The organism is Legionella sp. D16C41, assembly GCF_048541585.1.
GTDB lineage: Bacteria > Pseudomonadota > Gammaproteobacteria > Legionellales > Legionellaceae > Legionella_C.
On sequence record NZ_CP183303.1, the window covers coordinates 1,736,214 to 1,750,031 of the forward strand.

The following is a 13,818-nucleotide window of genomic DNA, read 5'->3' on the forward strand; positions in this document are numbered from 1 at the left end:
TTAGCAGGTGTATCAAATTAGCTACAGTAAAGAAGGTTTAATAGACTCATTTTCTTTAAATTGCTGCCTAAGCTCCTTGATAACCTCTTGTTGACTGTAAAAAAGATGTTGTTTTGCTGCCATAAACTGACGCAATTCGCTGTAGTCCGTTTTCAAATTCCAACTTTTAGTTACTTTTAATTGATTTTCACCTTCAAGAATATCACTTAAATTTTCACAAATGGGTTTAATTAGTTTAATTTCTGACAAAGCTATAGGATCTAGTGCTGATACTTTCAGTTGCTCCCAAAAAATTCTAGTGTCTTCATAATCTTTTAATATTTGATTTAAATAGTCCACTAATTCTTGATTTAATAAGGATTCAATATGATTAACTTCAGAAAGCTGCTTTATTAAATCAAACAGGGGATAATCAGGATGGTTTAAAAGCATAGCGCGCCTGAAAGTATTTTTTTGGGTTTGATAAAGTGTTGCAATTTTACTCATTATACCAATCAAGAAGGGATTTGATTTCTGTAAGTTGAGCTGATTATTTAATCGCTCTCGAATGGTATTCATGGTTTTTTTGCTTATAAGCTCGCTTAGGTTAGTAGAATCAATCCATTTGATTAGTTTTTCTAGGCAATCTAATGGTAAAAGTCGCTCATCTAAAAGATTGGGTAATTTTTCTTCATTCCACGGATTAGCTGGATAAAAAGAAAGGTTTTGACTGAAGCATTTTTCTTGAAAGTATGTAGAGGATCGCAACGCCGCATAATTAATAACAGCAATAATTTCTGAGGCATGGGGATAATATTTTTGCAACATCTGAAAATAATTATCTAAATGCTGTAGCGCAAAATGAGAATTTTTAAAAAATAGATCACTTGCAGTTTGACCATTTTTATTTTTTAAAGTGGGATTAGCGCCTAGACGCAAGAATAATTCTAAATCCTCAAGAAATGAAGGGCCTTGATAGTTTGTCATATAAAAATGACCACTATAGCCTGTATTATTAGTAAATTTACCTTCCGGATTAGGTTTATGAAAATAAGGATTATGATAATTGCTAGAAATATACATAGCCATTATATGTAAAACTGTATTACCTTGTTCATCTTGCGCATTGATATCTAAATTATCGTGCTTGAGTAAATCATAAATAGCTTGCCCATGGTTCATATCGCTATTTTTCTTTAAGAAAACATCATGTAGTTTGGTCATGTAAGTACATTGAATAAATTAGGAAAATATATTTTATCTATTTTATCTATTTGCTGATAGCCATTCATAAGAAATTAAGATATATAATGCTAGTTCTATGAACTTACCATGTCTTTTAAAGAGCTAATTATAGAAAAATTATATTAAGAAGTTATCATAGTGCACTAAAATAGTGCTTAAAAGACTACAACATGAAAGCAAAGCAATTGAGAATAATTTTAGCCAGTGCGTCTCCAAGACGTTTACAAATATTACAAGAGCATGGATTAAGTGCTCTTGTAAAGCCTGCTAATATTGAAGAAATCCAGCAAAAAGGTGAGGCGGCTAAAGACTATGTAACTCGACTTGCAAGAGAAAAAGCGCAAACTATTTTGCCACAAATTGAACTAGGTGCAGCAGACTTAATTCTTGCAGCAGATACTACCGTAGTTTATCAAAATCATATTCTTGAGAAACCTCATGACTATGAAGATGCCTATCGCATGTTAAGCATGCTAAGTGGTAATAGACATGAAGTCTACACGGGTTATGCGTTAATTTTTTTACCAAAACAACAATGGTGGTTTGATTGCGTAACCACTAGTATTACTTTTAATACCCTTACAGAACAACAAATACATCATTATATTGATTCAGGTGACCCGTTTGATAAAGCTGGAGGCTATGGCATTCAGAATGTCTATAATACCTTCGTTAAAGAAATTAAAGGCTCTTATTATAATGTGATGGGATTACCTATTGAGGAAATTTCTAAAGTAATCTCTCTTAATCATTTTACTGCCTAGCTATTTTTCTATAGTTGTCTTATCAACAAATATATTGATTAAATTATAATCATTTGGTAAAATAATTAAACTTTATAATTTAATTGGTTCAAATATTATGAGAAGTAAAAATTATGTTGAGCAATCAGACGGATCTACTTGTCTTTCTATAGAATCACAAGCAGGTGCAACCTATTATTATCCTACCGTTAATAGTTTTCATGACTTACGTGTAGGCCAAACAAACCATAGTTTTTTTCGACTTCCTCGAGTACAAAAAACAGAATTACTTAACCATAATATCGAAAATTATGTTCCTTCAAAAGAAGTTAGTCAAATGACAGAATCAAGTAATAAACCATCAGTAGATGCATTAGAATTGATGGCTGATGAAATAGTTAAAGTAACAGAGTATAGTAGCGCTTATATGAAAAAGCAGTGATATTTTTAACTATTATTTTTATAAAATAACTATCCGCAGGGGAGGGAGATCCTGCAAATACTTTATTTAATAGTTTCTTTAATCAATATACGTTAAATAAAGAGGATTTGCTGGCTTACACTAAAACTATCTATGAAAGCTTAATTGACTTAAGAAGACAAAAATTAAAAAATGGTTTTAGGCTCTATGAAGGGATGCAATTTACTATCTATATTTTACCTGGATTTGAAAAAGAATGTGAGCACACACTAGAAGAAATAGAAGCAAGCTTAGTAAAGGCGAAAATTAGACCTGGAATAATTTTTCCTACTGACAGACAAATAGGAATTTATAGTTCAGTTCGTCATCCTGGTAAATGGCGTTATCATAAAGCGACTAATGCCAATTTGGAAACCTATAATCCTAATAATGTGAACGATCCCTTTAATTTTTTGCAAACACTGCATGCTGATGAAATAATAAAAGAAGATGAACTAAAAACCATACTTCAACATAGACATAGCGCACAATACATAGTATCAGCATTACAAACAAAAAAATTTATTGCTCCATTGCAACTAAAAGCCCTTGCTGCCCATAAAGAAGAGGTTGTTAAGCATATAAAAATGTTACCTCTAGAAACAAAACAGGAACTAATAACAGCTTGTTTAGATAAAGCTTCAAACTTAGGAAGATTCTTTAGAATTAAGCGCGGTCTTTTTAACCCGAAGTTAGGGCATGGGACTTTAAAGCAATTAGAAGACATGAGGATGACAATCAACTTAGGTAAAATTTAAAAAACTGCTATCTCAGATTTGCCTTGTTTCCAGAATTTAACAAAAAAGGAAAAAATTTATGATAGGGAAGAATAGCCCATAGAAATGTAGTAGCTCAGAAAACCTATTTATTTAATATAGTTTCTAAATTAGGTAAAAATATACTATTCACCAATATAAGATTTGCTCACTAAAAATCAATATGACTAGTCTATAATAAAAAATACTAGAGTATTGTATCGGAGTAGTCCTATGTCTAGACGTCGGGATATGAGAAGAGGTTTTAATTTGCCGCCGCTTGCAAGAGAAGATAATTCTTTGGATGCTTTTTTTAAGAGGGAAAAAAAAGAATTAGGTCTTTATAAAACTAAACCTGAAAGAAGAGCTCAAAGAAAAGAAAGAGATGAGGCAGAAATTGAACGACTTAAAGCAGAAGTTGAGCGGTTTAAAAATGCTGAAATCCTTAAAAACCAACAGGTAAAGCAAACGCCAAACCCGAATGAGCAAAAGTCAAATACAGATGAGCAAGAAGAGGAAAATAGTATAACGAGCTTTCCTGGGGCAACACCATAAATGTACTTTAGACTATAACTATGAGGCTGGACAGATGTTTATAGAAAAATCCCAAAAATTTAAAGAGTTCTTGAAGGCTTCAAATTTAAATATTGAGAAAACTTAATCGAGTTCTGTATCTGTATTACATAAAGAAAAATTAAGCAGGCTTAGCCTGGGTGCAGGCCTGCAGGGCCGAAACCCGGGTTTCACTTTGTTTCACCCAGGCTACATTTCTGATTTGATAAAGGTTGGGGATTTTTTGGTTGGGGCGCGAGACAAAAATCTACAGTTGACTTATACAAGACTATAATTGATATGATAGATAAATCAAAAAATCCTGTACCGATACCAAAGCAAGAATCAATTAAATTAAAAACCCCAGAATATAATAACTATGGCGCTGCACAGACGCTTATAGAGAAATCTCAAGAATTTAAAGGCTTCGTGCAGGATTTAAACCCAAATGTTATGCAACCTCAAGAAAATTCTGAATCTGGATTAAGTAAAGAAAATTTAATAAAGTAGACAAATCAAATAGTAGGCCACACTAGTTTATATAACCCATTAAGTCTGATTATTGTGATAATCAGACTTAATTTAATAATAGTATTTATTGCTATATTAAGCGTATATTCTCGTTCTTCATCGATATTTATACTCATATAGATACAAAGCAAAAATCACACTATTTAAATGCTAACAATCATTTTGATAATGATAGACTAATGATAGACTTTTGATAAATTGTTCTGCTTGTTCTTTGGTTAAACCAGTTATCTGAAACTCAGCGCCTAGCTCGCTTTGAATTATTGGTGACGATATAACAATATTACCTAGGATTAAATTCATATGTTTGCCTATGTTTTCATTGCTAATACGTGTCAGCTCATTGGCTGCAGTACTTTTTAGTTTTAATTGAAGCCCATAGGAATCCGATGGCTTTTCTGGCGATATGATTTTTGCAGATTCAACCATTGAGCTATCAATAACCAACTGGCTTTGAACCACTTGAAAAACCATTTGTGATTCTGCCTTCATACTTGAGGCAGCTGTAGTCGTTTGTGAGGCTATTGCAGTTGAATAAATGGTTATAGCTAAGGCAGCAAGTATAGTTTTAATAAAAATATGCATTTCAGTTTCTAATGGCAAATATAGACATTATATTATTCTTTAACTGCCTTTTTAAATGGTTTAGCTTTCTATCTATTAGTTCTTTGTTTTAATGATAGTATTTGTTTGATCTTCGTCTGAGCTTTTGCCGTTATTAGCTTCTGTGGATTCTATATGTTTTTTATAGTTTTCGCGCCAAATTGTATTTTTGTGTATGCTACCAGATTTTTTCTCAGTAGATTGTTTTCTCACTTCCCAACCTTTTTCCCATGAGGCTTCTTTCCAAGGTGGGTCAACTACAGTTAAATCATAAGAATCATCTTTTTTAGTCGCGACAACAAAGTTAAAAGTATGGTGTGCAACCTCTGTTAATTTGTCAAATTCAGTAGCTAGCTTATAACATCTGCGTAGCTCTGCTAAAGATACGCCTTTATCAAAGTGATCAACTCTTTCTAGTATCCTAGCGATCTCATACTTCTTATCATTGAAGCCAACAATAAAAATTAAAGGTACTATAGGCTCATGTTTTTGTTGCTTCTTATAATTACTTAATAACAAATCATCAAGTAGGTATTTAAAATGGCCATATAATGAATTAAATTCCTTCCCATATTGGATATTTTCAGTAAATTGATAATCATTACAATTGAATGCTTTTACGTTTGTAATATCACTAATATCATTTATTGCTTTATAAATATCCTGGTATTTAAATTGGCTAAATCCATAAACTACCACTTGATTACTTCCTTTAGAAATAGCTTTTAAAGATTCATAATTTATTTTCATATCATACAACCTACATACTTCTATATATAAAATAAACTATAGCTCATTTTAATGTGCCTATGAGGATGAAATAGAATGAGTTATTGAGTAAGATCCTCCCCTTTTCTACATAATTTGCTCAACATTATGTCATTATGTGTGGCATCTCAATGGGTTGGCAGTATCCGAAAACCCTTAATGGAATATAGTCAATCAACTAATCATGCAAGGTAATTTCCCACAGCTGTTTAGGCGTTGGGAAGATTTGGATAGAAGTAAATTAGGCTTATCTTTGCATTTTAATAATAGCCGAAAATTATTTAAATTAGCTTAGGCAAGCAACCCGCTCTTCTATATTATTTTTACATACCTGAATAAAAATTATTAATTTCCTCATCGTCCGCTTTTAATGCATCTAGATTTGCTTGGGTAGGATTTTCTTGCATTTTTCTAGTTAACGTGCTGAAAAAAACTATTTTTTTTTCTATTTCTTTAATTTTATTAAGTTTCTTCTCCTTTAATAAGACCTGCGCTGCTGTATCTTCAAACTTAATTTTAGGTTCCGTTTTAGCATCTGACGATTTCATCCTAGCACTCCTTTATTTTAAAAAAATAACTTAATAGCTCACCTTTTTACTAAGGTTAAAGCTACTCTCCTGTCTTATTACCAATTATCTTGATTAATATATATTACTGTCGGTAAAAAAAAAAGCGGTGTGGCTTATAAAATACAAGTTATTTCTTATTGATTTATTACATTAAATTACTAAACCAACCTATTAGAGTAAAATATTTTCAATTTATACTTAATTTGATACAAATTTTATAAATTAAAACAATTTGCTTAATTTTTCCTTAATTTTTTTTTGTTAATCTAACTTGCACTAGAGCCAATACCTAAAGGTCAACTTCGTTGGAGTTTGTATGTTTCCTGTATTTAAAAATATAACAAAAGTACAAAGTATAATGAGTTTAAAAAGCGCAATTCCTGTAACTGCAATAAGTCTAGCTAAAAAACCGATAGAACTTGAGCGCGCTTTTTCAACCAAACGTGTTACTATAAGTGATAAAAAATTTGGCAAAATCATTACCGAAGCGGCAAAGCTAGAAGGCATTGAACAACAAAAATATCAGCAAGGATTCAGCGAATATTATAAAGTAAAAGAAGTAAAGCCCGAGATTGACAAGCCAGCTAAAAAACCAATTTTTAGCTTAAAAACAACAAGTATGAATCCGCATTTTATCTTTGCAAATCAACTTAAAACAACTCAGCTTAAGCGCGAACCGACTACTAATGCCCGCCCTAAGTTAAAGGCTGATAAACAATCTAAAGAAGCTAAAGATCTAACGCCTAATGAGGCAGCCAATAAAGTTGTCGAGATCTCTTTATCAAAAACAAAGCCCTATTTAGGTAATATGGTAATAAAGTTTATTGAATACCCGTTTAAAGCCTATGCTCGTTCTAAATTAGAGCCCATCTTTATTGTTCTTTCTAAAGATGGCCGTGTTAACGAAAATCTTGTCAATAAGGTTTCATCGCATGCTTTACAATTATTCTTTATTTTATTGTTAATGTATATTGCGGAAAAATTAAGAGAGCAAAAAGCAAAAATAGAAAAACTTGAAGGTGAAGTTGAAGACCTTAATGAAAGCTACAATAAAGGTCTGAAGGTTCATAAGGATATGCGCGAAAAAATTATCAAAAAAAGTGAAAAATTACTTAAATATCAGGAAGAAGCAACTAAGTATGAAAGTATCCTTATTAAACTTAAGGAAGCACAGAAAGCAACAGACCTAAAACATGAAAAACAAACTACCTTAGAATCTATTAGAGAAAGTGTTAGCTCGTTTATGGTTAATGACGATGAACGCCTATTACAAGAGGTTAAATCGTATTTAACTGAGCAAGATACTATAGAAGATAATGTTGCTGCCAAACAAACTCTTAGAGAACTTGAAAAAGTAGGAAAAGTACATTCTCTAGTGATTAAAGCTGAAGATAAACTCGATGATTTAAATAGCAAAAAAGATAAAGTTGAAGAAGAGATATCCAAACTTAATTCAGTGGCGAGCATGTATGCTAACCATATACAATACATAGGTGCAAAGCGCGATAATAGAGTCAAAGAGGTAGAGAAAATCTTGGGGTATACATTCTTTAAGAAAACAGAAGATAGTAGCTTATTACCTGATGAGCCAGTTAATTTATCTAGTCCGCATGCGGATATGAAAAAATAATCATCACCCTCTGTTTTAATAATATAAGAGTATTTATAACTGAAAATGGTGTTTAATCATTTTAACGCTATTATTTAATATAAGAGCGTTTTTTAGTTTGTTAAAGTTAGTGCTATGAAACGTAAAATGCCAATGCTTTTTATGGATTAAACTAAATTAACTTAAACCATATGAAAAACACCAGTTATAAAGTCTTGCCTTGTTTATTAGCGATTGTGGTTGATGGTATGGGATTTGGCTTAGTCTATCCCATCATGACTGCCATGTTTACGAATCCAAATACAGTATTTGCTGCCCATTTATCTATTATGTTGCGCCATTTTTATTTAGGTTTAGGGTATATGCTCTACCCCTTCTGCATGTTTTTTGGTGCGGCATTTATGGGCGATTTATCAGACAATTGGGGCCGGAAAAAAGTTATTTTAATTTGTATGCTTGGCCTCTTTATTAGTTTCATGTTAATGGGTTTAAGTGTTTTATTTGCAAGCATTTTTCTCTTGATGCTGGGACGCGCTTTTTCTGGCTTAATGGCTGGTAGCCAACCTATCGCCCAAGCTGCCATTGCCGATATTAGTACGACTGAAAATAAAGCTTCTAATATGAGCCTTATGACGCTCGCGTTAAGTTTTGCTAATGTTGCAGGCCCCTTAATTGGCGGCGTATTTTCAGATCATTCGCTCTTTGCATTTTTTAATTTTTCAATGCCTTTTTTTATTTCCGCGGCTTTTGCATTGATAGCTGCTATCTGGCTTTATTATGGATTTGCAGAAACGTATAGCAGTCATCAGGTAAAATCGACTAACTTACTGCGGCCAATTTATATTTTTATTGATGGAATTAAACATGAAAAAGTTCGCTGGTTAGCGGTAATTTTCTTATTAATGCAGCTCGGTTTTAGTATTTATTTTCAGTTCATTTTAGTGCTACTACACAATACTTATCAGTACTCCAATTGGCAACTAGGAGCTTTTAATGGGTTTATTGGTTTTTGTTTTGTCCTATCTTTAGTAGTGGGGATGAAATGGATGTTAAAATTTTGGCAAGCTAATACTATTGCCACTATTTGTCTCTTTATTGTGGGAACAGGCTTAATTTTAACTGTTTTAAGCACGAACCTTTGGGCAATTTGGGTTTTAGCATTTCCTATTAGTGCCTTTGATATGATTGCGTATACCGCCTTATTAACGGCTTTCTCTGATGCCGTTGATAAATCAGCTCAGGGTTGGGTAATGGGGCTTTCAGGTGCCTTAATGGCTATGGCATGGGCAATTACCGGGTTAAGCGCTAACCTTTTACCTATTTTTGGTACCCTTGGTTTAATCTTTATTGGTGGCATCTTCTTATTAGCTTCTGCTGCATTGATGGCATGGTATAGCCAATTTCGTTTATAGACGTTCACCCTTAAATCGACGTTTTCAGCACGTTGCAAGCAAACTCATAAACTCAGAAAATTACCAGCTTAATAATTTTTTTTATTATTTTTAAAATGGTAGTTGTTTTAAAGCAAGGCTTTTGAATTCTGTCAAGGTACAAGCTATTGTTTTACAGCCTGGCAATTTTAAAGGCTTATCGTTATAACTAATTTTTACATAAAAATTATTATTATTGTTAAAAAATAAAAAATTAAGCCTTGAAGCATACGGAGGACGCTCGCTAAGCGGCGTCCCTAAGGTCGTCATGACACTCATAATGGTACTATCATGGGCTGAATACAATATGTAGCGTAACAACGATTTATTTTCACTTGCTTGCGTAAAATAATTGGTCACTTCTTGAATAAAGCGCAGACCCTGCGGATAAGAAACTTCGGGTAACTTAAAGTAACCCACCATTGCCCATGTTGCTAAGTCTGTGATTTCTTTTGCATCTTCTTCGGTTAGACCCTGTGGTAATGCTATATGATGTAATTGCCGAATAGAAAGATTATCTGCTAACCGGCCTAAGGCTAAAAAATTATTAAGTTTAATGCCGGTTTCTAAACTCCAATTATTAATTTTTTCTTTTATTGAATAAGTTTTAAGTGCCCAATAACGCTGATTTATTAAGAAAAGTTTGGCTAAAAATAAAATATTTTTACTAGGACGTGCTAATAATAAATCATCTTTGGTTTGTAAAACTGTATCAATAGGAATAGTTTGATTCCCGCGTTTTGATAGAGGATATAAACCTAATAGCACTGCTTTAGCACTAGCTATCGTTCGGTTAAAATTAGTTGTGCGTACATAAAGCGTTCCTGGTTTATAATTGTCAGGTAACAGGTGAAACTGGTTGATATAAATTTGGCGTAACTTTTTACCCAAGTTAACTTCTTGTGCAATGCCTTGCTCGGTTAGTTCTCCTAATCCTTCTTGCCACTGATAAGGTGCCTTAGGAATTTCCATGGTTGGTGTTCTATCACCATGCCGAATTAAATCAATAGCTAATATAAGTTTTTCTTCTGCTAAAACATAAAATGAACTTAAAAATAGACATGATGTAAGGCAAATTTGTAAGAATCGCGTTTTATACATTATTGATAACTACTAATTTTAGAATTGCACCTTAGCAAATTTTTACCAAAAAGCCAATTTAATAACGTACCACTTAATTATCTAGCAAGGTATTAAAAGCTTGCCGCAAGAAATAATAAAATAGCTTTCTGAACATGTAACCTATTTTCACTTTGGATAAAAATAAGAGATTTAGTACTATCGGGCAAGGTTTCGGAAACTTCTTTTCCGCGCTCCATTGGCATACAATGCATAAACACAGCTTCAGGTTTAGCTTGTGCCATTAGTGCTTCATTTACTTGAAATCCTTGAAAAGCAGATTCATTACCAGTCCCTTCAAATCCCATACTTACCCAAACATCGGTATAAACCGCATGTGTATTTTGCACAGCCGCAGACGGTAGCGTAAATTGCTGAATTTTTTTAGGAAATAAACTTTTACTAACTGCTAAAATAGTTGCGTCTGGTTCATGACCGACAGGGCAGCAATAATTAATGTTTACGCCTACTTGAGGCGCCATTAATAACAAGCTATGTAAAATGTTATTGCCATCGCCGATGTAACTTAAGGTTAAATTATCTAATGTTTTAAAGTATTCTTGTAAAGAAAGTAAGTCGGCTAGCACTTGGCAGGGATGATATAAAGCTGATAAGCCATTTATAATCGGTATAGTTGCATACTCTACCATCTCTTGAAGTTGGCTATCTCCATGGGTTCTTATCATGACATAGTCGCAATAACCATTTAATACGCGGATAAAATCTTTTGGCTGTTCTGTTTTTCTAGTACTACTAATGCTCTCAACAACATGACCACCTAGACCTTGGATGGCTAAATTAAAACTTAAACGGGTTCGAAAAGAAGGTTTTTCAAAAATCATAGCCAACGCTTTTCCTGCCAAGGCTTCTTTATAATGGCTGGGATTACTTTTTACTTCGCGGGCCAGCTTAAGAATTGTGGCAATATCGTTTGCGCTTAATTCTAAACCCGTTAAAAGATGCGAAATAGTAGCTTTAGTCTGGGGTTTTATGAGAGATGCCATCGTCATTCTCCTTTATAATTTCAGTTAAGGTGCAATTTTTTGCAAGCGCTTTAGCCACTAACGCGCCTACTTGATGATGGGCATCACGAAAAGGGATACCTTGTTTCACTAAGGTTTCTAATACAGCGGTTGCCTCTAAAAACCCACTTTGAGCTTGTTTAGCCATATGAGAGGTGTTAAAGGTCAAGCTTTCTAGGAAAGGCGGTAAAATGGTAAGGCATGCCGTGAGTGTGGTGACGGTATCAAACAAACCTTCTTTATCCTCCTGCATATCTTTGTTGTAAGCTAGAGGTAATGCTTTCATAATGGTTAGAATACCCACTAAATGCCCAAAGACTCGTCCTGATTTACCACGAATTAATTCTAAAATATCAGGATTTTTTTTATTGGGCATGAGCGATGAGCCAGTCGCAAACTCGTCATCTAACATAAGAAAATTAAATTCAGCGCTCGCCCAAATAATAAAATCCTCAGCAAGCCTTGATAAATGCACCATCACAATGGCCGCGGCACTACAAAATTCCATGATAAAATCCCTATCACTAACCGCATCTAAGGTATTTTCTATCACGCCATTAAAACTTAATAGCTTAGCAGTTAACCCTCTATCTAGCGGCAGACTACTACCGGCTAAGGCGCCAGCACCTAAGGGAGAAAAATTCATTCGTTCTTTTAAGTCTAAAAAGCGACTAATATCACGTGCAAACATAGTTTTATAAGCGTCTAAATAAACGCCTAAATAAACAGGCTGTGCTTGCTGCAAATGGGTATATCCGGGCATTTTATCTTTAGCATGTTTGACACTTAACTTGCCTAAAACATGAGTTACTTTTTCAAGTTGATTAACCACTTTATCTAGCGCATCACGCGTATAGAGCCGTAAATCGAGCGCAACTTGATCATTACGACTGCGCCCAGTATGCAACTTTTTACCCACATCCCCTAGCTTTTGAATTAATAAGTGTTCAATGAACATATGAATATCTTCAAATCGCTCTTCTAAGGGATGTTTGTCTTTGGCAAGTTCTTCTTGAATTTCATCTAATGCTTTAACAAGCATTTCAGCTTCATTAGACGGAATAATACCTTGTTGCCCCAGCATGTGCGCATGCGCCTTACTGCCTAAAATATCATAGGTATAAAGCACATAATCAAAAGCCAATGATGCATTAAAATTAACCGCAAGCGGATGTAGAGATTTTTTAAAGCGGCCACCCCATGTCTTATTACTCATTTCCGTCTCCATGTACCAGACCATAAACTTTAGCCGATAAAGAAAATAAATTGATAAACCCTTGTGCATCTTGCTGATCATAAACATCATCTTCTTCAAAGGTGGCTAAGGCTGCTTGATGTAGGCTATAAGGAGATGTAATACCACAAGGCACAATATTTCCCTTAAATAGTTTAAGCGCAACGCTGCCTGTAACATGTTGTTGTGTTACCGCCATAAAGGCATCTAATGCTTTTCTCGCTTCTGAAAACCAACGACCTTCATAAACGATATTCGCATAGGTGCCTTGTAGCGATTGCTTAAGATGAAGAGTGTGTTTATCAAGGCATAAACTTTCTAACAATTTATGCGCTTTATAAAGTACAGCGGCCGCAGGCGCCTCATAAACACCGCGAATTTTCATGCCAACAAGCCGATTTTCGATAATATCAGCAACCCCAATACCATGATTACCGGCTATTTCATTTAAGAGCGTTAATAATTGAGTCGCTGGCAGGGATTGATTATTAATAGCCACTGGAATCCCTTGCTTAAATTCAATCGTTATTTTTTCTGCCTGATTAGGCGTTTGCTCTAAAGGCTTAGTCATTAATAAGACATCATCAGGGCAGCTTTGTGCGGGATCTTCTAAAACACCCCCTTCGTGCGAGATATACCAAATATTATGATCACGTGAGTAAGGTGCTTTCGGCGTTACGCTTAGTTCAACGCCATGCTGTGCGGCATAATCAATAGCTTGTTGTCTGGATTTAATCTCCCATACTCGCCAAGGCGCAATCACCTTAAGCTTAGGGGCTAAGGCGTTAATAGTATACTCAAAACGAACCTGATCATTGCCTTTCCCGGTTGCGCCATGGGCAATAGCATCTGCTTTTTCTTGCAAAGCAACTTCGACTAATTTTTGAGCAATTAGTGGTCTTGAGATGGTACCTAAAATATATTGATCTTCATATAAAGCGCCAGCTTTTACTAAAGGCCAAAGATAATCATTTACGAAAGTTTCTTGGACATCCAACACCAAGGCTTTACTAGCACCGCTTTTTAAAGCTTTTTGTTGAATAGCTTTTAAATCCTCTTGTTGCCCTAAATCACAAATCACTGCCACAATTTCAGCATTTTTGTAATTATTTTTAAGCCACGGAATCATGACAGACGTATCCAGACCACCTGAATATGCTAATACAATTTTTTTAATGCTTAAAGCCATGTTACGCTCC

Annotated in this window: 15 protein-coding genes; 7 read left to right on the forward strand and 8 right to left on the reverse strand. The window is 34.2% G+C overall.

Annotated features, from left to right (window positions below; genetic code table 11):
* Positions 1-21 precede the first annotated feature (21 nt).
* Complete coding sequence (locus ACNVED_RS07615) at positions 22-1,203, reverse strand: hypothetical protein (RefSeq protein ID WP_419418424.1); 1,182 nt, start codon at positions 1,201-1,203, stop codon at positions 22-24.
* Positions 1,204-1,394: 191 nt separating this feature from the next.
* On the opposite strand from ACNVED_RS07615, the gene ACNVED_RS07620 reads away from it, so the two are divergent.
* From ACNVED_RS07620 to ACNVED_RS07640, 5 genes are all read left to right on the forward strand, one after another.
* A complete protein-coding gene (locus ACNVED_RS07620; RefSeq protein WP_419418425.1) occupies positions 1,395-1,988 on the forward strand; it encodes a Maf family protein in 594 nt (197 codons plus the stop codon).
* A 97-nt stretch (positions 1,989-2,085) separates the two neighbouring features.
* Positions 2,086-2,409: a hypothetical protein gene (locus tag ACNVED_RS07625; protein ID WP_419418426.1), complete on the forward strand. Its 324-nt coding sequence runs from the start codon at positions 2,086-2,088 to the stop codon at positions 2,407-2,409.
* Between the two features lie 107 nt (positions 2,410-2,516).
* Complete coding sequence (locus ACNVED_RS07630; protein ID WP_419418427.1) at positions 2,517-3,185, forward strand: hypothetical protein; 669 nt, start codon at positions 2,517-2,519, stop codon at positions 3,183-3,185.
* Positions 3,186-3,416: 231 nt separating this feature from the next.
* The gene (locus ACNVED_RS07635) at positions 3,417-3,737 is read left to right on the forward strand and encodes a hypothetical protein (RefSeq protein ID WP_419418428.1); all 321 of its coding nucleotides are present in this window, start codon (positions 3,417-3,419) and stop codon (positions 3,735-3,737) included.
* A 297-nt stretch (positions 3,738-4,034) separates the two neighbouring features.
* Positions 4,035-4,244, forward strand: coding sequence for a hypothetical protein (locus tag ACNVED_RS07640; protein WP_419418429.1), 210 nt, complete (start codon positions 4,035-4,037; stop codon positions 4,242-4,244).
* A 171-nt stretch (positions 4,245-4,415) separates the two neighbouring features.
* Here ACNVED_RS07640 and ACNVED_RS07645 read toward each other — a convergent pair whose 3' ends face one another.
* The 3 genes from ACNVED_RS07645 to ACNVED_RS07655 all read right to left on the reverse strand — a co-directional run bounded on the left by ACNVED_RS07645 (position 4,416) and on the right by ACNVED_RS07655 (position 6,184).
* A complete protein-coding gene (locus tag ACNVED_RS07645) occupies positions 4,416-4,850 on the reverse strand; it encodes a SecDF P1 head subdomain-containing protein (RefSeq protein WP_419418430.1) in 435 nt (144 codons plus the stop codon).
* Positions 4,851-4,925: 75 nt separating this feature from the next.
* On the reverse strand, positions 4,926-5,618 hold the full coding sequence (locus ACNVED_RS07650) for a hypothetical protein (RefSeq protein WP_419418431.1): 693 nt from the start codon (positions 5,616-5,618) through the stop codon (positions 4,926-4,928).
* Between the two features lie 341 nt (positions 5,619-5,959).
* Positions 5,960-6,184: a hypothetical protein gene (locus tag ACNVED_RS07655; RefSeq protein WP_419418432.1), complete on the reverse strand. Its 225-nt coding sequence runs from the start codon at positions 6,182-6,184 to the stop codon at positions 5,960-5,962.
* A 337-nt stretch (positions 6,185-6,521) separates the two neighbouring features.
* On the opposite strand from ACNVED_RS07655, the gene ACNVED_RS07660 reads away from it, so the two are divergent.
* Both ACNVED_RS07660 and ACNVED_RS07665 read left to right on the forward strand, forming a co-directional pair.
* Complete coding sequence (locus tag ACNVED_RS07660; protein WP_419418433.1) at positions 6,522-7,835, forward strand: coiled-coil domain-containing protein; 1,314 nt, start codon at positions 6,522-6,524, stop codon at positions 7,833-7,835.
* Positions 7,836-8,005: 170 nt separating this feature from the next.
* Positions 8,006-9,226, forward strand: a complete 1,221-nt coding sequence (locus ACNVED_RS07665) for an MFS transporter (RefSeq protein WP_419418434.1) — start codon at positions 8,006-8,008, stop codon at positions 9,224-9,226.
* A gap of 90 nt (positions 9,227-9,316) precedes the next feature.
* Here ACNVED_RS07665 and ACNVED_RS07670 read toward each other — a convergent pair whose 3' ends face one another.
* From ACNVED_RS07670 to ACNVED_RS07685, 4 genes are all read right to left on the reverse strand, one after another.
* Positions 9,317-10,345, reverse strand: a complete 1,029-nt coding sequence (locus ACNVED_RS07670; protein WP_419418435.1) for a histidine phosphatase family protein — start codon at positions 10,343-10,345, stop codon at positions 9,317-9,319.
* A gap of 92 nt (positions 10,346-10,437) precedes the next feature.
* On the reverse strand, positions 10,438-11,367 hold the full coding sequence (argF, locus tag ACNVED_RS07675) for an ornithine carbamoyltransferase (RefSeq protein ID WP_419418436.1): 930 nt from the start codon (positions 11,365-11,367) through the stop codon (positions 10,438-10,440).
* Positions 11,339-12,601 (reverse strand): argininosuccinate lyase, encoded by a 1,263-nt coding sequence (gene argH, locus ACNVED_RS07680; RefSeq protein WP_419418437.1) that lies wholly within the window; start codon positions 12,599-12,601, stop codon positions 11,339-11,341. Before argH ends, argF begins: the two co-directional genes overlap by 29 nt.
* Positions 12,594-13,808: an argininosuccinate synthase gene (locus ACNVED_RS07685; protein WP_419418438.1), complete on the reverse strand. Its 1,215-nt coding sequence runs from the start codon at positions 13,806-13,808 to the stop codon at positions 12,594-12,596. The genes argH and ACNVED_RS07685 overlap by 8 nt, the downstream gene beginning before the upstream one ends.
* Between the last annotated feature and the right edge of the window lie 10 nt (positions 13,809-13,818).